16 protein-coding genes are annotated in these 18,226 nt (G+C 65.0%); 14 read left to right on the top strand and 2 right to left on the bottom strand.

The genetic code is table 11. The annotated features are described in order from the left end of the window. Positions 1-240 precede the first annotated feature (240 nt). Positions 241-648 (top strand): DUF3168 domain-containing protein, encoded by a 408-nt coding sequence (locus EOD29_RS07115; RefSeq protein ID WP_095800157.1) that lies wholly within the window; start codon positions 241-243, stop codon positions 646-648. Positions 649-763: 115 nt separating this feature from the next. On the opposite strand, the gene EOD29_RS07110 is transcribed toward EOD29_RS07115, so the two are convergent. After that, the gene (locus EOD29_RS07110) at positions 764-1,150 is read right to left on the bottom strand and encodes an ester cyclase (protein WP_127246268.1); all 387 of its coding nucleotides are present in this window, start codon (positions 1,148-1,150) and stop codon (positions 764-766) included. A 232-nt stretch (positions 1,151-1,382) separates the two neighbouring features. Between EOD29_RS07110 and EOD29_RS07105 the strand changes: the two genes are divergently transcribed. The 13 genes from EOD29_RS07105 to EOD29_RS07050 all read left to right on the top strand — a co-directional run bounded on the left by EOD29_RS07105 (position 1,383) and on the right by EOD29_RS07050 (position 15,835). After that, positions 1,383-1,682 carry a hypothetical protein gene (locus EOD29_RS07105; RefSeq protein ID WP_095823716.1) on the top strand — a complete coding sequence of 100 codons (300 nt, stop codon included), beginning with the start codon at positions 1,383-1,385 and terminating at the stop codon, positions 1,680-1,682. Positions 1,683-1,763: 81 nt separating this feature from the next. Continuing rightward, a complete protein-coding gene (locus EOD29_RS07100; RefSeq protein WP_067320964.1) occupies positions 1,764-2,429 on the top strand; it encodes a response regulator transcription factor in 666 nt (221 codons plus the stop codon). Between the two features lie 22 nt (positions 2,430-2,451). Then, positions 2,452-3,840, top strand: a complete 1,389-nt coding sequence (locus EOD29_RS07095; protein WP_127246267.1) for an ATP-binding protein — start codon at positions 2,452-2,454, stop codon at positions 3,838-3,840. Then, positions 3,840-4,007, top strand: a complete 168-nt coding sequence (locus EOD29_RS36495; RefSeq protein ID WP_179293607.1) for a hypothetical protein — start codon at positions 3,840-3,842, stop codon at positions 4,005-4,007. Before EOD29_RS07095 ends, EOD29_RS36495 begins: the two co-directional genes overlap by 1 nt. Further along, positions 4,004-4,441 carry a hypothetical protein gene (locus EOD29_RS07090; protein WP_127246266.1) on the top strand — a complete coding sequence of 146 codons (438 nt, stop codon included), beginning with the start codon at positions 4,004-4,006 and terminating at the stop codon, positions 4,439-4,441. Before EOD29_RS36495 ends, EOD29_RS07090 begins: the two co-directional genes overlap by 4 nt. Before the next feature lie 116 nt (positions 4,442-4,557). Further along, positions 4,558-5,694, top strand: coding sequence for a c-type cytochrome biogenesis protein CcmI (gene ccmI, locus EOD29_RS07085; protein ID WP_127241378.1), 1,137 nt, complete (start codon positions 4,558-4,560; stop codon positions 5,692-5,694). Between the two features lie 3 nt (positions 5,695-5,697). Beyond that, entirely contained in the window at positions 5,698-6,141 is a 444-nt protein-coding gene (ccmE, locus tag EOD29_RS07080) for a cytochrome c maturation protein CcmE (protein ID WP_127246265.1), read from the top strand. After that, positions 6,141-8,132 (top strand): heme lyase CcmF/NrfE family subunit, encoded by a 1,992-nt coding sequence (locus EOD29_RS07075; RefSeq protein WP_127246264.1) that lies wholly within the window; start codon positions 6,141-6,143, stop codon positions 8,130-8,132. The genes ccmE and EOD29_RS07075 overlap by 1 nt, the downstream gene beginning before the upstream one ends. Continuing rightward, a complete protein-coding gene (locus EOD29_RS07070) occupies positions 8,129-8,590 on the top strand; it encodes a cytochrome c-type biogenesis protein (protein ID WP_127216812.1) in 462 nt (153 codons plus the stop codon). Before EOD29_RS07075 ends, EOD29_RS07070 begins: the two co-directional genes overlap by 4 nt. Positions 8,591-8,710: 120 nt before the next feature. Continuing rightward, positions 8,711-10,255 carry a Do family serine endopeptidase gene (locus tag EOD29_RS07065; protein ID WP_067320983.1) on the top strand — a complete coding sequence of 515 codons (1,545 nt, stop codon included), beginning with the start codon at positions 8,711-8,713 and terminating at the stop codon, positions 10,253-10,255. Between the two features lie 355 nt (positions 10,256-10,610). Continuing rightward, on the top strand, positions 10,611-11,285 hold the full coding sequence (locus EOD29_RS07060; protein WP_066997584.1) for a response regulator transcription factor: 675 nt from the start codon (positions 10,611-10,613) through the stop codon (positions 11,283-11,285). Between the two features lie 96 nt (positions 11,286-11,381). After that, positions 11,382-12,857 (top strand): HAMP domain-containing sensor histidine kinase, encoded by a 1,476-nt coding sequence (locus EOD29_RS07055; protein WP_127246263.1) that lies wholly within the window; start codon positions 11,382-11,384, stop codon positions 12,855-12,857. Further along, positions 12,857-15,835, top strand: coding sequence for a bifunctional [glutamine synthetase] adenylyltransferase/[glutamine synthetase]-adenylyl-L-tyrosine phosphorylase (locus tag EOD29_RS07050; RefSeq protein WP_164763704.1), 2,979 nt, complete (start codon positions 12,857-12,859; stop codon positions 15,833-15,835). The genes EOD29_RS07055 and EOD29_RS07050 overlap by 1 nt, the downstream gene beginning before the upstream one ends. Before the next feature lie 48 nt (positions 15,836-15,883). Here EOD29_RS07050 and EOD29_RS07045 read toward each other — a convergent pair whose 3' ends face one another. Continuing rightward, positions 15,884-18,205: a PAS domain-containing sensor histidine kinase gene (locus EOD29_RS07045; RefSeq protein ID WP_127246261.1), complete on the bottom strand. Its 2,322-nt coding sequence runs from the start codon at positions 18,203-18,205 to the stop codon at positions 15,884-15,886. Positions 18,206-18,226: the final 21 nt, after the last annotated feature.

Genomic DNA, 18,226 nt, shown 5'->3' with positions numbered 1-18,226 from the left:
GCGGCTCGCCCCCGAAACTCTCGGCAGCCGCCCGGTTTTGCTTGTCTATCGCCGCGAGATCGGTGATGAGGCGCCTGTGCGCCGTCATCCGTTTCGTAACTGTGGTGATCAGGGATCAGGCAACGGTGATCAGCGGCAAGGCTTGATGGCATTGCCTCAAGCCGCCGTCCGACGATCTGGCGAAACGGGTGCAAGGCGGCTACGCTGCGATGAGGACAAGGCAGGCGAGAGGAACCACATATGACGGCGCCTGGCGATTTGATGCAGGCCTTGTTCCTGCGATTGAAGACCGATGCGTCGCTGTCGGCGCTGCTGGGCGGCGCCGGCCTGCTCGAGCGCGCCGACGCCAAAGCCGCATTTCCGCACGTCACATACGGCCGCACTAGCGCCTTCGACCTGGACACCGGCGCCGACGACAACGACGACCAACTCATCACGCTCCACATCTGGTCGAAGGCGCAGGGAGAGGCCGAGACGCGGCTCATCATGGACAGCATCAAGGCGCGCCTCGACGGCGCGGCCCTCTCGATCGGCCCGCGTGGCCAGACGCGGCTGTCGCTGGAATTCGCCGAGGCGCGCTATGACGACGACCTCGCGGTGCACCACGGGCTGCTGCGCTTCCGCGCGCTGACGCAAGAAAGTGTCTGAGAGACCAGCTTTTCCTTGTGCAATTCCAGGAAAGTGCGCACCTGTTTTCCGTCCGGAAGTGCGAAAAAACAAAGAGTTAGAGCAATTCCGCGTTTCCTTGAAGCGATGAACGTCTCTAGAGCTGGGCCTGGATGGCGGCCTTGTCGATGACGGACCAGACCTCGCGTATTCGCCCGTCCTGGATTTCATAAAAGACGTTCTCCGCGAAGGTGACTCGCCTGCCGTTCACCGCTAGGCCGAACAGCATGCCCTTGGGCCTGCAGTCGAAATGCAGGCGGGCCGCCACGCGTGGTGGCTCTGAAACCAGAAGCTCGATGTTGAAACGCAGATCGGGAATGGCCTGAAAATCGCCTTCCAGCATGCGGCGATAGCCCGAAAGCCCCACCGTCTCGCCATTATACTGCACCTCCTCGCCGACAAACTGGCCGAGATTATCCCAATCCTGTTCGTTGAGGCAGGCAATGTAGCCCTTGTAGAGATTGGCAAGGTCGTCATGGCTCATCGCATTCTCCCCGTCCTCAACTGCTTCACAGCGCAGATTAGAGCATATGCTAGCCGCGAAAACCGTAGCCGCGCCGGTGATTTTCCGGCTATCAATCCATGCCTAGTGTTGATGGGCCCAGGCAGTTGGACTCGCATTTGTTCGTCTCGCGGGCAGGGGGTATGGCGGGCATGGATTTTCGGCCGTTCACCGTTCATTTCATGTTCAGCACAAATGCGTTAGTACCGTGATCATGAAAACGTTCCGCTCCCTTACTCGCGCCGCGGCGCTGGCGCTTGCCGCAGCCGGGCTTTTTGCGTCGCAGGCGACGGCGATGCCACTCGTCGAGCCATCGGTCGACCAGCCGGTCGTACTTGCTGCCAGCGATTGCTATGCGATCGGCCAGCAGATCGCCGCGCAGAACGGCGGCACGCTCGCCAAGGCCTCCCAGGCGACCCGCGGCGGGCAGCAGGTCTGCGTGATCGTGGTGCTGGTCCCCGGCAAGGAGGGCCAGCGGCCGCGCCGTACCGAGATCGTGGTGCCGCTGGACTGACGCCCAATTCCCTTTAACAGGCTTAAGTTTCCTGGCCGGCGGAATCGGCCTATACCTCCACCCTTCAACAGGCTCCGAACCATGCGCGTGCTCGTCGTCGAGGATGACAAGGATCTCAACCGGCAGCTGACGGATGCGCTGGTCGATGCCGGCTATGTCGTCGACCGCGCCTATGACGGCGAAGAGGGGCATTTCCTCGGCGACACCGAGCCTTACGACGCCGTCGTCCTCGACATCGGCCTGCCGCAGATGGACGGCATCAGCGTCGTTGAGCGCTGGCGCCGCGGCGGGCGCAAGATGCCTGTGCTGATCCTGACCGCGCGCGACCGCTGGAGCGACAAGGTTGCCGGTATCGACGCGGGCGCCGACGACTACGTCACCAAGCCTTTTCACATCGAGGAGGTGCTGGCCAGAGTGAGGGCGCTGATCCGCCGCGCCGCCGGCCATGCCTCATCCGAGCTCACCTGCGGGCCGCTGAGGCTCGACACCAAGGCCTCCAAGGCCGACGTCAACGGCGTGCCGCTGAAGCTCACTTCCCACGAGTTTCGGCTGCTTGCCTATCTGATGCATCATATGGGCGAGGTGGTATCGCGCACCGAATTGGTCGAACATCTCTACGACCAGGACTTCGACCGCGACTCCAACACCATCGAGGTGTTCGTCGGACGGCTTCGCAAGAAGATGGGCATCGACATGATCGAAACCGTGCGAGGCATGGGCTATCGCATGCGAGAGCCGGAGGCGTGACGCGGAACCGCTGAAGCCGACGATGAGAACGTGGCTTTCAAAGCTGCGGCTCTGGCCGCGCTCGCTGACCTTCCGCGTCATCGCCTTTTCCACGATTTGGGCGATCCTGACGCTCGTCGTCATCTTCACGCTCATAACCACGCTCTACCGCCAGGCCAGCGAGCGCGGCTTCGACAGTCTGCTTTCGGCGCATCTGTTCAACCTGATCGGCTCCGTCGGCATTTCCGACAATGGCGCGCTCATCGGCTCGCCCGACCTTGGCGATCTGCGCTTCTCGGAGCCGAATTCCGGCTGGTACTGGTCGGTCGAGCCGGCCTCCGAAGACGTTCACGGCGAACTCCATTCCTCCTCGATGACCTCCTCGATCCTGTCGCCGAGCGTCGCCGAGGTGCCGTTCAACGCGAACTTCCAGCGCAGCTATTCGACCGAGGGCATCAAGGGCGAGGAGTTGGAGGTTTTCGAGAGCGAGTTCGTGCTCGATGCCAAGAACCGCGCCGCGCGCTTCCGCGTCATGGGCAATCACAGCGAGCTCGAGCAGGAGATCGCGAGCTTCCAGCGCCGGCTGCTCACTTATCTGTCGCTGTTCGGCGTCGGCATGATCGCCATCAACGCCATCGCCATCCTTTTCGGCTTGCAGCCTTTGCGCCGCGTGCGCAACGCGCTGGCCATGGTGCGCGAGGGCACGGCGCAGCGGCTCGACGGGCGCTTTCCGGCCGAGATCGAGCCTCTGGCCAGCGAGACCAATGCGCTGATCGAGAACAACAGGCGCATCGTCGAGCGCTCGCGCACCCAGGTCGGCAACCTCGCCCATTCCCTGAAGACGCCGCTTGCCGTCCTGATCAACGAGGGCCGCGCGCTCGGCGGCGCCAAGGGAGAGCTCATCGCCGAGCAGGCTGCCTCGATGCAAAAGCAGGTCGACCATTATCTGCAGCGCGCCCGCGTCGCTGCCCAGCGCGACAGCGTCGTGTTCCGCACGCCGGTGGCGCCGCTGGTCGGCCGCATGGTGCGCGTGCTGCGCAAGCTCAACCCGCAGACACAGCTTTCGCTGTCGCCGCCGGCCACCGGGATCGTCTTTGCCGGCGAGCGCGAGGATCTTGAGGAATTGCTCGGCAACCTCCTCGACAATGCCATGAAATGGGCGAAAAGCGCCGTTGCCGTCTCGGTCGCCGCCGTTCCGGGAAGCCCCAACCTTTTTGAAATCGTCATAGAGGACGACGGCCCCGGCATTCCCGAGGACAGCGCGCGGGAAGTGTTGAAACGCGGCAAGAGACTCGACGAGACGAAGCCGGGAACGGGGCTTGGATTGGCCATTGTCGCCGACCTCGTCAACGAGTATGGAGGCGCCCTTGCGCTGGAACGGTCCAGCATGGGCGGCTTGAGGGCAGTGGTAAGATTGCGGAGCCTTCAATAATGTTTTTATCGATTTCCGTGCGGCCGCTTGCGGCCAAATTTCCGACAAATATCAATACTATGGGCTCGCTATCCTTCCCGCTGGCGCGGTTCCCGATCCATCTCGCTCCAGAAGTGCTTTTCGCCCAAGAAGCCCATCCCGCTCAAGAGAACCGGTTGCTGGTATGAAGATTCGCGTTGCGCTCGTTTCCGCCCTGATGGCCGTGTCGGGCTGCACCACGCTGGGCAGGACCGGCCCGACCTCTCCGGTCACGCCCGTCGCCACGCCGCCGGCCGCCAGTAAGGTGGGAGCCGGCATCGTCGCGGCCATGAATGGCGGGCTCATCGGCGGCTCGATCGGTTCGGGTCTGAGCGATGCTGAAAAGCGCAAAGGCCTCGAGGCCGAGTACAAGGCGCTGGAATACAACGCCAGCGGCCAGAAGGTGACGTGGAAGGGCGACAGCTCGACCCATTATGGCGAGGTCGTTGCCGCCCAGCCCTACCGGGTCGGCTCGCAGGACTGCCGCCAATACACCCACACCGTTTACACGAGCGGTTCGGGCGTCACGGCGCGCGGCACCGCCTGCCGCAATGCCGACGGCAGCTGGACGCCGCTGACCTGAATTAGCAACGATCGGCGCAATTTGACATTGATCAAGGACGGCCGGCGCGTCTGCCGCCAAAGCGTCGCAGGGCGTCCGTGTTGGCAGGGCAGGGCTCTGCCTTTATTGGAATAGCCATGCTGTTCTGGGTCATAGCTGCAATCCTTACGCTGGGCGCCAGCCTGGCGGTGCTTTTGCCGCTGGCCGGCGGCACGAAAGCCGCATCGACCGCCGGCGATCACGATCTCGAAGTCTATCGCGACCAGCTTTCGGAACTCGACCGCGACATGGCGCGCGGTCTCATCCAGCCGGGCGAGGCGGAGGAAGCGCGCGCCGAGATCGGCCGCCGCATTCTGCGTCTCGGCTCGCACAGCCAGGCAAGCGCGCGAGCGCCGCGCCCTGCGCGCGCCGCGAAGCTGGTCGCCACCGCCGCCGTGCTGGCGGTGCCGCTGGTTAGCTGGGGGCTTTACGGCTCACTCGGCTCGCCGGATCTGCCCTCGCAGCCGCTGGCCGAACGGCTGGCCAAGAACCCTGCCGAGTCCTCGGTCGACGAGCTGGTTGCCCGCGCCGAGGCGCATCTCGCCGCCAATCCCTCGGACGGCAAGGGCTGGGACGTGCTGGCGCCGGTTTATCTGCGCCTGCAGCGCTACGCCGACGCGGTGACCGCCTATCGCAACGCCATCCGCCTCGACGGCGACAGCGCCGTGCGCCAGGCCGGCCTTGGCGAGGCGATCGCCAACGCTGCCGGCGGGATCGTCACGGCCGAGGCTCAGGGCGCCTTCGACGCGGCCTTGAAGCTCGATCCCGCCAACGCCAAGGCCAATTTCTATCTGGCGATGGGCCTGGCCCAGGAAGGCAGGAAGGCGGAAGCCGCCGCCGCTTGGCAAAAGATGCTCGGTCAGCTTGCGCCCGATTCGCCCTGGCGCAGCGCCGTCCAGCAGGCGCTCGCCGAAACGGCCGAGCCGCCGGCGGCGGCAGGCAAGCCGGCGACCGGCCCGGATGCCGGGCAGGTCGAGGCGGCGCGGCAGATGGCGCCGCAGGACCGGCAGGCAATGATCGAGACCATGGTCGCCAGCCTCGACGACCGGCTGAAACAAAATCCGCGCGACGAGGAAGGGTGGATGCGGCTCATTCGTTCCTATGTCGTGCTCGGCAAGGCCGACCGGGCGCGCGACGCGCTCGGCCGCGCGGTTGCCGTCTTCGGCGCCGACAGCGAGCAGGCCAAGAAATTCACCGCCTTTGCCGCCTCCCTCGGCGTGACGGCGACGGAGTAGGCCATGACGCGCAAGCAGAAGCGATTGTCGGTGATCCTCGCAGGGTTGGCCTTCCTCGGCGCTGCTGCCGGTCTTACCTTCTACGCGCTCGGCCAGAAGGCTTCGTATTTCTACATGCCCGCCGACCTCGCCGCCGCAACCGTCCAGCCCGGACAGCGCATTCGCCTTGGCGGGCTCGTCGAAAAAAACACCATCGTTCGCGGTCAGGGCGCGACCGTCGCCTTTTCGGTCACCGACATGCAGAAATCGGTCAAGGTCACTTATACCGGCATCCTGCCCGACCTCTTCCGCGAGGAGCAGGGGGTCATCACCGAAGGCGCTTTCGGCCCGGACGGCGTCTTCGTTGCCGATAGCGTTTTAGCCAAGCACGACGAGCGCTATATGCCCAAGGAAGTCGCCGACCGCTTGAAAGCCAAGGGCGTGTGGCAGGAGAGCAAGAGCCAATAATGGTTGAGACCGGACATTTCGCGCTCGTCCTCGCCTTCGCGCTGTCGCTGGTGCAGATGCTGGTGCCGTTGGTCGGCGCCCGCACCGGCAACCAGCGGCTGATGGCGGTCGGCGGCCCGGTCGCGGTCACCGGCTTTGCGCTGACCGCGCTGTCCTTCACCGCTCTTGCCACCGCCTATGCCGGCTCCGATTTCTCGGTGGCGAGCGTCTGGGAAAACTCCCATTCGCTGCAGCCGATGATCTACAAGATCACCGGCACCTGGGGAAACCACGAAGGCTCGATGCTGCTCTGGGTGCTGATCCTGACCTTCTTCGGCGCGCTCGTCGCTGTCTTCGGTTCCAACTTGCCAGCGACGCTCAAAGCCAATGTTCTGGCCGTGCAGGGCATGATCGGCGCCGCCTTCTTCCTGTTTATCCTGGCGACGTCCAATCCCTTCATCCGGCTGAACCCGGCGCCGATCCAGGGCCGCGATCTCAACCCGATCCTGCAGGACCTCGGCCTCGCCATCCATCCGCCGCTGCTCTATCTCGGCTATGTCGGTTTCTCGATCTGCTTCTCCTTCTCGGTCGCAGCCCTGATCGAAGGCCGCATCGACGCCTCCTGGGCGCGCTGGGTGCGGCCCTGGACGCTGGTCGCCTGGATGTTTTTGACCGGCGGCATCGCCATGGGCTCCTATTGGGCCTATTACGAGCTTGGCTGGGGCGGCTTCTGGTTCTGGGACCCGGTCGAGAACGCTTCCTTCATGCCCTGGCTCGCCGGCACGGCGCTCCTCCATTCGGCAATCGTCATGGAAAAGCGCTCGGCGCTGAAGATCTGGACGCTGCTGCTTGCCATCCTCACCTTCTCGCTGTCGCTGCTCGGCACCTTTCTTGTCCGCTCTGGCGTGCTGACTTCCGTGCATGCCTTCGCCACCGATCCGGCGCGCGGCGTCTTTATCCTCTGCATCCTGATGCTGTTCATCGGCGGCTCGCTGGCGCTGTTTGCGCTGCGCGCTTCCACCCTGACCGCAGGTGGCCTGTTCCAGCCGATCTCGCGCGAAGGCGCGCTCGTGCTCAACAATCTGTTCCTGACCACGGCGACCGCGACGGTGCTCGTCGGCACGCTCTACCCGCTGGCGCTTGAGGCCATCACCGGCGGCAAGATCTCGGTCGGCGCGCCCTTCTTCGACCTGACCTTCGGCCCGCTGATGCTGCCGCTGCTCGCCATCGTGCCGTTTGGTCCGCTGCTTGCCTGGAAGCGCGGCGACGTCCTTGCCGCCTCGCAGCGCCTGATGGCGGCCTTCGGGCTGGCGATCGCCGCGATGCTGGTCACCGGCCTGTTTATCGATGGCGCCTCGGTCTTCGCTGCGCTTGGCGTCGGCCTCGCCGTCTGGCTTGTCGCCGGCGCGCTGACCGACCTTGCCGTCAAGTCGGGCATCGGCTCGGTGGCGCCGGCCGACGTGCTGAGACGCTTTGCCGGCCTGCCGCGCTCGGTCTTCGGCACCGCGCTTGCCCATCTCGGCCTCGGGCTCACCTTGCTCGGCATCGTCGGCACGCTTTCGTTTGGCACGGAGAAGATTCTCACCATGCGCCTCGGCGAGACGGTGGAACTTTCCGGCCACACGCTGCGCTTCGAAGGACTGTTTCCTCAGAAAGGCCCAAACTTCACCGAGGAGCGCGGCCGCTTCCTGCTGATTGGCGCCGATGGCAATGCCGATGGCGAGATCACCTCTGCAAAACGCTTCTATCCGGTGCGGCAGACGGTAACGACCGAGTCCGGCATCAGGACGCTGGGTGTGAGCCAGCTCTATCTGTCGCTCGGCGATGAGGGCAAGGACGGCTCGGTCGTCGTGCGCCTGTGGTGGAAGCCGTTGGTGACGCTGATCTGGGGCGGCGGACTGGTGATGATGGCGGGCGCCGCCGTGTCGCTGCTCGACCGCCGCCTGCGCGTTGGCGCCCCCGCGAGGCGCCGCAAGCCGGCTGCCGCTGCCTTACCCGCGAGCCCGACATGAAAGCGAAGTTTTCGCTCGCCTCGCTGATCCTCCTGCTGGCGTTGGTCTTCGCCGGCGCGGCACAGGCGGTGAAGCCCGATGAGGTGCTGCCCGATCCGGCGCTGGAGGCTCGCGCACGCGCGCTTTCCGAAGGCTTGCGCTGCATGGTCTGCCAGAACCAGTCGATCGACGAATCCGACGCCGATCTGGCCCGCGACCTGCGCGTCCTCGTGCGCCAGCGCCTCGTCGCCGGCGATACCGACCAGCAGGTGATGGATTACATCGTGTCGCGCTACGGCGAGTTCGTTCTCTTGAAGCCGCGCTTCAGCCTGCGCAACGCGCTTTTGTGGGGCACCCCGGCGCTTTTGCTTCTGGCCGGCGGCATCTTCATCGTGCTCAGCACCCGTTCACGCCGCGCGCCGGGCAGCACGCTCAGCGCCGAGGAACAGGCGGCGCTGGACAAGCTGCTGCGCGATTAAAGCGCCAACATTACAAAATTTTCATATATCGGAAATGGCGCCGTAATGTGCGCCTCACTAAGTCTCTTTTCCGAGGATGCTCTCCTGAGCGCATCCACTTCGAAAGAGGAAACGAGACCCATGAATATTGCCCCCGATTCATATTCAAGCACCCGCAAGCGCCTGATGGCGGCTGTCGCGTCCCTGGCCGTGATTGGTGCTGTCGGCGCAGGCGCGCTTGCCACCGGCACTGCGCCCGTGCTGGCCGATGCTGTGCGTGTCGAGGCTCCGCAGGTTCCGAGCTTCGCCGACGTCGTCGAGCGCGTCTCGCCGGCGGTGGTCAGCGTCAAGGTGAAGGCCAAGATCCAGCCGACGGCCGATGACGGCTCCGACGATCAGAACGGCTTCGACAACCTGCCGGATAATCCGCAGCTGCGCCGCTTCTTCAGGGAGTTCCGCGGCTTCGGCGATCAGGGCGGCCAGTTCGGCATGCCCCGGTTCAACCACCGCAACCACGGCAATGGCGAGCCGCGCCCCGTGGCTCAAGGTTCGGGCTTCTTCATTTCTGAGGACGGCTACCTCGTCACCAACAATCACGTGGTTTCGGAAGGCTCCGACTTCACCGTCGTCACCAATGACGGCAAGGAGCTCGACGCCAAGCTGATCGGCACCGATCCGCGCACCGACCTCGCCGTGCTGAAGGTCGATGGCGGTGGCAAGTTCACCTATGTCGACTTCGCCGACGACTCCAAGATCCGCATCGGCGACTGGGTCGTGGCGGTCGGCAACCCGTTCGGCCTCGGCGGCACCGTCACCGCAGGCATCGTTTCGGCCCGCGGCCGCGACATCGGCGCCGGCCCCTATGACGACTTCATCCAGATCGACGCCTCGGTCAACCGCGGCAATTCGGGCGGTCCGACCTTCAACCTCAACGGCCAGGTGATCGGCATCAACACCGCCATCTTCTCGCCGTCGGGCGGCAGCGTCGGCATCGCCTTCGACATCCCGGCCTCGACCGCCAAGCAAGTGGTCGAAGACCTGATGAAGAACGGCTCAGTCCAGCGCGGCTGGCTCGGCGTCGAGATCCAGCCGGTCACCTCCGACATTGCCGAGTCGCTCGGCCTGAAGTCGGACAAAGGCGCGCTGGTTTCGAGCGCGCAGGACGCTGGTCCCGGCAAGAAGGCAGGCATCGTCGCCGGCGATGTCATCACCCAGGTCGACGGCAAGGACGTCGCCTCGCCGAAGGAACTCGCCCGCATGATCGGCGCTTATGCGCCGGGCAAGTCGGTTGATGTCACTGTCTGGCGCAACGGCAAGAACGAGACGGTCAAGGTGGACCTCGGCACGCTGCCTTCGAGCGACAAGCAGGCCTCGAACGAAGACGGCAACAAGCAGGCGGCTCCCGCCAAGGCCGATACGCTTGCCGATCTCGGCCTCACCGTCACCAAGTCGGAAAACGGCAAGGGCCTGGTGGTCACCGATGTCGATCCGGACAGCGATGCGGCCGACCGCGGCATTCAGCCCGGCGACGTCATCACCTCGATCAATTCGAACGAGGTGAACACTACCGACGACGTTTCCAAGGCCATGACCGATGCCTCCAAGTCGGGCCGCAAGGCCGTGCTGATGCAGATCACCCGCGACGATAGCAACCGCTTCGTCGCGCTGCCGGTCGGCAAGGGCTGATCAGATAGAGCGGTTCAAGCGCTCCTCGAGAACGCAGAACCGCTCTAACTCTCTGTTTGACGCAATTCCGGACGGAAACCCGCTTCACGCCTTTCCTGGAATTGCTCAGCGACTTTTCCTTGCGGCGGTTTCAACACCCCCGAGCCGCCGCCGGGAAAACATGGGGCCGAGCACGTCAGTCAGTCACCGTGTTTCGCTCCGCGGCAGCGGGTTTCCCATCACCCGCTGCCGCTTGCCAAGCACGGTGCCCGCAAGTGGGTACCGGTCTGGGATCACGACATGCGGCTGGCGAACGCAAAGGCGCTGAGTCATGGCTGCCCCTCAACCCTCCAGTGAAATCGCGTATAACGGCTCCATGAAGATTCTCGTCATGGAAGACGACCGCGAGGCTGCGGACTACCTGCAGAAAGCCTTCGCCGAGGCGGGCCACACCGCCCATGTCGCCGGCGACGGCGAGACCGGCTTCGCGCTTGCCGACGCCGGCGACTATGACGTGATGGTGGTCGACCGCATGATGCCGCGCCGCGACGGGCTGTCGGTGATCGCAGCGCTCCGCTCGCGCGGCAACACCACGCCGGTGCTGATCCTGTCGGCGCTGGGCGAGGTCGACGACCGCGTCACGGGGCTGCGTGCCGGCGGCGACGATTATCTCACCAAACCCTACGCATTTTCCGAATTGCTTGCCCGCGTCGAGGTGTTGAACCGTCGCGCCGGCGCCCGGGAAACCGAGACCGTCTACCGCGTCGGCGATCTCGAGCTCGACCGTCTGTCGCATTCGGTCAAGCGCGCCGGCCGCGAGATCACGCTGCAGCCGCGCGAGTTCCGCCTGCTGGAATATCTGATGCGCCACGCCGGCCAGGTGGTGACGCGCACCATGCTGCTGGAAAATGTCTGGGACTATCATTTCGATCCGCAGACCAACGTCATCGACGTTCATGTCTCGCGCCTGCGCGGCAAGATCGAAAAGGGTTTCGACAAACCGATCCTGCACACCATCCGCGGCGCGGGCTACATGCTGAAAGGCGGCTAGAGCATGATCCCAAACCGAAAGTCAGGGAACGTTTCGGAAAAGATGCTGCAACAAGGGGTTACCGTGCAGCCAATCGTCATCCTGATCTAGGCGAACATGGCTCTTTCCCTGCCGGCCATCATGAAGACGACGGCGGCCCGGCTCTCGGCGCTTTACCTTCTGCTTTTCGCTCTCTGCGCCGTGCTGCTCGTCTTTTACATGACGTCGCTCTCGGCGCGCATGCTGACGGCGCAGACCCAGGACACGATCAATGACGAGATCCTCGGCTTGGCTCGCGCATACAAAAATGGCGGCCTGCCGTTGCTGGTGCGCGTGGTTGAAGCCCGCTCGCGCCAGCCTGGCGCCAACCTCTATCTGATCGCCGACGCCAACGGCCAGATCCTGACCGGCAATGTGCAGAGCCTGGAGCCGGGAATCATCGAAACCGAGGGCTGGACGACGGAGCCCTTTTCGTACCATCGCTTCGGCGAGGGCGAACTCGACCGGTTGCGTGGTGGTGGCACCGATCAGAGCGCGCCGTCCCCGGGCGACAGCAGCGCTCGGTCGGAAGGCGAAGAAGGCCACAACGCTATCGCGCTGGTGCTGCGACTGCCCAATCAGATGATCTTGCTGGTCGGCCGCGATCTTGGCGAGCCCGAGCGCTTCCGCGCCGTCATCCGCCGCGCGCTGATGCTGGCGCTGGGCATGATGGGGCTCGGCGGCCTCTTGATCTGGTTCTTCGTCGGGCGCGCCGCGCTGAAACGCATCGACAGCGTCTCCGACGCAAGTCGCCGCATCATGGGCGGCGACCTTAGCGGACGGCTGCCGGTGACCGGCGCCGGTGACGAATTCGACCGCCTGTCCGAAAACCTCAACACGATGCTTGCCCGTATCGCCATGCTGAACGAGGGGCTGAAGCAGGTCTCCGACAACATCGCTCACGATCTGAAGACGCCGCTGACCAGGCTGCGCAACCGCGCCGAAGCCACCCTTGCCGGCAAGCGCAAGACGACGGACTACCGTCAGGCGCTGGAGGGAACGATCGCTGAGTCCGACCAGCTCATCAAGACCTTCAACGCCATCCTGATGATCTCGCGGCTGGAGGCCGGCTATTCCTCCGAGACAACCGGCCCGGTCGACCTCGCCGCCACGGTGAGCGATGTCGTCGAGCTCTACGAGCCGGTGGCGGAAGAGGCGGGCGTCGTGCTGGAAACCGCGGTGCCGGAAGCGGTGACCATCAACGGCAATCGCGAGCTGATCGGCCAGGCGCTGTCGAACATCGTCGACAACGCCATCAAATACTCGACCGGCGCCGCCGAGAGCCCGAAGGTGCGGGTCACGCTGGAGCGCATCGGCGGCGACGTCAAGCTCGCCGTTTCCGACAATGGCCTTGGTATAGCCGATGATGCCGACCGCGCCAGGGTCACCGAGCGTTTCGTGCGGCTGGAGAAGAGCCGTTCGCAGCCGGGCTCGGGCCTGGGCCTTAGCCTCGCCAAGGCGATCATGACTTTCCACAACGGCAGGCTTGATCTTCTGCCCGCCAATCCCGGATTGTCCGTAGTCATGAGTTTCCCGGCCCGGGAGACGCATTGATGGCGGCCAGGATGGCAAAAAAGAAGATCGATACGGAATGGCAACTCCGACCGACGCTGGCGCTTCGCCCGCTCGGCGGCGACCATGCCCGGAGGGAATTGTCCGAGATCGCCGACGCGGCCGAGCAAGACGGCCTTCCGCGTCTGGCCGCGTTCCTCGCCGGCCAGGGAGCACTGCAGGAATTGCTCGCCGCCATCTTCGACCTGTCGCCGTTCCTGCGTGATACGGCCCGCCGCCGACCGGCCATTCTGGACACGCTGTTCGACCAGACGATCGAAGCGCGTCTCAACGAGATCGGCGAGGCGATCGATCGCGCGGCGCGGGCCGATAATGTTTCGGAATCGAGCCTGATGATGGAACTCAGGCAGTTCAAGGTCGAAGCGCATTTCCTGGTCGCGCTGGCCGATCTGTCCGGCGAAGCCGAAACCGCGCTGACGGTGCGCCGTCTGAGCGACCTGGCGGATGCTTGCACACGCGCCGCGGTCGATTTCCTGCTGCTCGACGCGCACGGGCAAGGAAAGCTCAAGCTGCCCCATCCGGAAGACCCGGCGCGCGGCTCGGGCTGGATTGTGCTCGGCATGGGCAAGCTCGGCGCGCATGAGCTGAATTTTTCCTCCGACATAGACCTCGTCGTCTTCTTCGATCCGGAGGCGCCGGCGGTGGTCGATCCGCTCGATGCGACGGAGCTGTTCTCGCGCCTTACCCGCCGTCTCGTGCGCATCCTGCAGGACCGCACCGAGCATGGCTATGTCTTCCGCACCGATCTGAGGCTGCGCCCCGATCCCGGCTCGACCCCGCTGGCGATTCCGGTCGAGGCGGCGCTTCGTTATTACGAGGCTCGCGGCCAGAACTGGGAGCGCGCCGCCATGATCAAGGCGCGGCCGGTGGCCGGAGACCTTGCCTCGGGCTCGGCCTTCCTCAAGGAATTGCAGCCCTACGTCTGGCGGAAATACATGGATTACGCCGCGATCGCCGACGTCCATTCGATCAAGCGCCAGATCCATGCCCACAAGGGCCACGGCGAGATCGCGGTGAAAGGCCATAACGTCAAGCTCGGCCGCGGCGGCATCCGCGAGATCGAGTTCTTCGTCCAGACGCAGCAGCTGATTGCCGGCGGCCGCTTCCCGGAACTGCGGGGCCGCGAAACGGTGCCGATGCTGGACGCGCTCGCAGCGCGCGGCTGGATCACCGCCGATGCGCGCGATGCGCTCACCCGACAATACTGGTTCCTGCGCCGTGTCGAGCATGCCGTCCAGATGGTGGCCGACGAGCAGACACATGTCCTGCCGGAAGAGGACGAGGAACTGGAGCGTATCGCGCTGATGCTCGGCTTCACCGGCGAGGCGGAATTCGCGGAAGCTTTCCGCGCCTCGCTGCAGCAGGTCGAGCGCCATTATGCGGCGCTGTTCGAGACGGCACCCGAACTGTCGGCCGGCGTCGGCAATCTGGTCTTCACCGGTGATGTCGACGATCCCGACACGCTGCAGACCTTGCATCGCCTCGGCTTTCAGCGGCCGAGCGACATCTGCCGTGTCATTCGCGGCTGGCATTTCGGCCGCTACCGCGTCACCCAGTCGGCGGAGGCGCGCGAGCGGCTGACGGAACTGACGCCGGCGCTGCTGAAAGCCTTCGGCCAGACGCGCCGCGCCGACGAGGCGCTGATCCGCTTCGACGAGTTCCTCGCCGGCCTGCCCGCTGGCATCCAGCTCTTCTCGCTTTTGCAGTCCAATCCGGCACTGCTCAAGCTGATGGCGACGATCATGGGCGCCGCTCCGCGGCTCGCCGCCATCATCACGCGCCGCCCGCATGTGTTCGACGGTCTGCTCGATCCGGCGTTGCTCGCGGAACTGCCCGACCGTGCCTATCTGTCGGCGCGGCTTGCGGCTTTCATCGACGGAGACCGCGCCTATGAGGATGTGCTTGACCGGCTGCGCATCTTCGCCTCCGAGCAGAAATTCCTGATCGGCGTGCGGTTGCTTGCGGGCACCATCGATCCCGGGCGCGCCGGTCGCGCCTTCTCGGACCTGGCCGACCTCACGATCGAAGCGGCGCTCAACGCGGTCATCGCCGAGTTCGCTTTGCGCCATGGCAGGATTGCCGGAGGCAGGGTCGCGCTCCTCGGCATGGGCAAGCTGGGCAGCCGCGAGCTCACTGCCGGCTCGGATGTCGATCTGATCCTGCTTTATGACCACGACGCGGATGCGGAAGACTCCGATGGCGAGAAGCCGCTGGCGCCCTCACACTACTACACCCGCATGACGCAACGGCTGATCGCCGCCGTCTCGGCGCCGACGGCCGAGGGGGTACTTTACGAGCTCGACCTCCGCTTGCGCCCTTCCGGCAACAAGGGGCCGGTCGCCACCCATGTCGACGCCTATAAGAAATATCAGCGGCAGGATGCCTGGACCTGGGAGCATATGGCGCTGGCGCGAGCACGCGCCATCGGCGGTGACGCAGCGCTTTGCGCCGAGGTCGAGGACGAGGTCGCGGCGGTTCTCGCCCAGCCGCGCGACGGCGCCAAGGTGAAGGCGGATGCCTCCGAGATGCGGGCGCTGATCGACACGGAAAAGCCGCCGCGCGATCTCTGGGACATCAAGCTGATCCCCGGCGGCCTGATCGACCTTGAATTCATCGCCCAGGTCGCGGTCATCACCGGCGCGGTCGAGGCTGGTAGGCGGGCAACCGCGACGGCGGAAGTGCTGGCGCGGCTGGCCCCCGGTTACGCGGCGCCTGATGTTCGGCAGGAGCTTTGCGAGGCCTGGAGGCTCTATCTCGCGCTGACTCAGATGATCAGGCTCTGCCTTACCGGCGAGTTCCAGCGCGACGATGTTCCGCCTGGGCTTTCTGATCTGCTTCTGGCGGCCACCGACCTGCCGGATTTCGGTGTGCTCGAAGCGCATCTCAAAGAGACGTCGCAAAAGGTTCGGAAGGATTTCGACCTTCTGCTTCGCGCGGGAGCGTCGATCTCGCGAGGTTAATCCACGCGTCATTCCTTGGCGCCGGCGTTTCGAATTTCAGCGCGCAAATTAAGCCGCCACCTTGACCATGGGCGGCGCCTTCTTCAGCGGGATGCGCACCGAAACGATGGTGCCGACGCCTTCGGTGGAGCGAATCTTCAGCGCGCCCCCCTGCAGTTCGGCGAGCGAACGCGAGATGGCGAGGCCCAGGCCGGAACCGGTGTGGTTCTTGGAGAACTGGTTTTGCACCTGCTCGAACGGCCGCCCGAGCTTGCTCAGCGCCTGCTTCGGGATACCGCAGCCATTGTCCTCGATGGTGAGCACCAGCGCGCCTGAGGCGCTGCGCGCCCTGACCGTGATCTTGCCGCCCTGTCCGGTGAACTTCACCGCGTTGGAGAGCAGATTGATTGCGATCTGCTTGATCGCGCGGCGGTCGGCGTAGAGCCGCATCGCATCGGCGATGCGCGTCTCTACCGTGATCGACTTCTCCGCCGCCTGCAGCGAGATGACGCGAACCGTTTCCCTGATCAGCGGGCAGAGGTCGATTTCCTCGCGGTCAAGCGAGAACTGGCCGGCCTCGATCTTCGACATGTCGAGAATGTCGTTGATGACGCCGAGCAGGTATTTGCCGCTGCCGTTGATGTCGCTGGCATATTCCTCGTAGCGCTCGGAACCAAGCGGTCCGAACAGGCCTTGCTGCATCAGCTCGGAGAAGCCGATGATGGCGTTGAGCGGCGTGCGCAGTTCATGCGACATATTGGCGAGGAATTCGGACTTCGCCCGGTTGGCGGCCTCGGCGCGCTCGGTTTCCTTCATGTATTTGCGATTGAGCTCGACAAGCTCCTTGGCGCGTTCCTCCTCGGCGCGGCGGGCGAGGCTAAGATCGTGGATCGTCGCCATCAGGCGGCGCTCGCTGTCGACCAGCTTTTCCTGATGCAGCTTGATCTGGGTGATGTCGGAGCCGACTGAGACGATGCCGCCGTCTCTGGTCCTGAGCTCGTTGACCTGCAGCCAGCGTCCGTCGGCAAGCTGGCGCTCCAGCGTGACACCGCCATGCGGCCCGTTGGCGTTGGCCAGCCTGCGCTCCGAGGCGAAGGCGAGCATGCGCTCCTCCAGCATGTCGCGGGTCGCGCCCGGCATCACGTCACGGTCCGAGAGCCCGTTGTCCTGCTGGAATTTGGAGTTGCACATGATCAGCCGTTCGGCGGCATCCCACAGCACGAAGGATTCGTTGATGTTCTCGATCGCCGTGCGCAGCCGCATGTCCGCCGCTTCCGAGCGCAGCGCGAGATGCCGCTGCTCGGTGACGTCGACGGCGATGCCGATCAGTTGGATCTCGGGCGCTTCCGGGTCGATCACCTGGGCGCGGGCGCGCATCCACACCCATTGGCCGTCGGCGTGGCGCATACGGAACACCTGGTCGATATGGTGGATCTCGCGCTCGACGATGCGGTTGGCGAGCTCGAAGAGGTCGCCGTCGTCGGGATGGATGATCTCGTCGACCTCGCCGAAGGACAGCATTGTGTCGCAAGGCTCGTAGCCCAGCATGTCGTACATCGAGCGCGACCAGTACATCTTGCCGCGCACCATGTCCCAGTCCCACAACCCGCAGCGGCCGCGCACCAGCGCCATGTCGATGCGCTGATGCGCTTCGAGATAGATGCGGTCGGCCGCCTGGGCGCGCGCCGCCTGGCCGAAATAGGCGTAAAGGATGACGATCAGCACGCCGGCCGTCAGCACGAACAACGTGACGTTGAGCGACACCGTCTTGCGCCAGCTGTCGAACACCGCCTCCTTGGGCACCAGCACCGCCGCGGCGTTGTTGCGGTCGCCGGTGAGGCTGACGGCGGCGAACCAGTCCTTGCCGCCGATGCTGACATCCATAACGCCGGCGCGGTCGCCGAACATGAACAGCGGCTGGCCGCCGAGCACGAGGCTGTCCAGCGAGCGTCCCTGCCAGCCGGTCGACAATGGCGATACCGCGACGATCTTGAAAGCGCCGTCGGTGATGGCTAGCACGTGGCTGCGACCCATGGCGCCCTGGCGGCTGGTCTTCTCCAGAAGGTCCGTCGCATTCACGCCGGCTGCGTTCGGGTCGGCCGTAATCGCCTGTGCCATCTGGCCGGCGGCTAACGCCAGCACCGACTTGGCGTCGCGTTCGACCTCGTCGCGGTCGTTCACCAGCGACAGGAAGCGCAGTGCGGCGATGACGATCAGGAAGATGATGATCAGTGCGGGGATGGAGCGGCGCAGCAGCGGTTCCGCCGCCAGCAGCCGCTGGTAGGCGGGTTCGGCGATCAGACGCGCATTGCCGGCAGGCCCGCCGCTCCTTGCCTCGCGACGCGCAAAAGCTCTCCCTCCGGGCGCGCCCCACGCGTCCGTCTTGGCCATAAATGGCACTCCCCGATTTGC

This window comes from Mesorhizobium sp. M1A.T.Ca.IN.004.03.1.1, from assembly GCF_003997555.1.
In the GTDB taxonomy this organism is placed as follows: Bacteria; Pseudomonadota; Alphaproteobacteria; order Rhizobiales; family Rhizobiaceae; genus Mesorhizobium.
The sequence above is the reverse complement of the archived record's forward strand: the minus strand, read 5'-3'. Positions and strand labels throughout refer to the sequence as shown.

Excerpts from the sequence above, each read along its gene's own strand:
- EOD29_RS07115 (WP_095800157.1), top strand. The coding sequence starts at position 241 with ATGACGGCGCCTGGCGATTTGATGCAGGCCTTGTTCCTGCGATTGAAG.
- EOD29_RS07110 (WP_127246268.1), bottom strand. The coding sequence starts at position 1,150 with ATGAGCCATGACGACCTTGCCAATCTCTACAAGGGCTACATTGCCTGC.
- EOD29_RS07105 (WP_095823716.1), top strand. The coding sequence starts at position 1,383 with ATGAAAACGTTCCGCTCCCTTACTCGCGCCGCGGCGCTGGCGCTTGCC.
- EOD29_RS07100 (WP_067320964.1), top strand. The coding sequence starts at position 1,764 with ATGCGCGTGCTCGTCGTCGAGGATGACAAGGATCTCAACCGGCAGCTG.
- EOD29_RS07095 (WP_127246267.1), top strand. The coding sequence starts at position 2,452 with ATGAGAACGTGGCTTTCAAAGCTGCGGCTCTGGCCGCGCTCGCTGACC.
- EOD29_RS36495 (WP_179293607.1), top strand. The coding sequence starts at position 3,840 with ATGTTTTTATCGATTTCCGTGCGGCCGCTTGCGGCCAAATTTCCGACA.
- EOD29_RS07090 (WP_127246266.1), top strand. The coding sequence starts at position 4,004 with ATGAAGATTCGCGTTGCGCTCGTTTCCGCCCTGATGGCCGTGTCGGGC.
- ccmI (WP_127241378.1), top strand. The coding sequence starts at position 4,558 with ATGCTGTTCTGGGTCATAGCTGCAATCCTTACGCTGGGCGCCAGCCTG.
- ccmE (WP_127246265.1), top strand. The coding sequence starts at position 5,698 with ATGACGCGCAAGCAGAAGCGATTGTCGGTGATCCTCGCAGGGTTGGCC.
- EOD29_RS07075 (WP_127246264.1), top strand. The coding sequence starts at position 6,141 with ATGGTTGAGACCGGACATTTCGCGCTCGTCCTCGCCTTCGCGCTGTCG.
- EOD29_RS07070 (WP_127216812.1), top strand. The coding sequence starts at position 8,129 with ATGAAAGCGAAGTTTTCGCTCGCCTCGCTGATCCTCCTGCTGGCGTTG.
- EOD29_RS07065 (WP_067320983.1), top strand. The coding sequence starts at position 8,711 with ATGAATATTGCCCCCGATTCATATTCAAGCACCCGCAAGCGCCTGATG.
- EOD29_RS07060 (WP_066997584.1), top strand. The coding sequence starts at position 10,611 with ATGAAGATTCTCGTCATGGAAGACGACCGCGAGGCTGCGGACTACCTG.
- EOD29_RS07055 (WP_127246263.1), top strand. The coding sequence starts at position 11,382 with ATGGCTCTTTCCCTGCCGGCCATCATGAAGACGACGGCGGCCCGGCTC.
- EOD29_RS07050 (WP_164763704.1), top strand. The coding sequence starts at position 12,857 with ATGGCGGCCAGGATGGCAAAAAAGAAGATCGATACGGAATGGCAACTC.
- EOD29_RS07045 (WP_127246261.1), bottom strand. The coding sequence starts at position 18,205 with ATGGCCAAGACGGACGCGTGGGGCGCGCCCGGAGGGAGAGCTTTTGCG.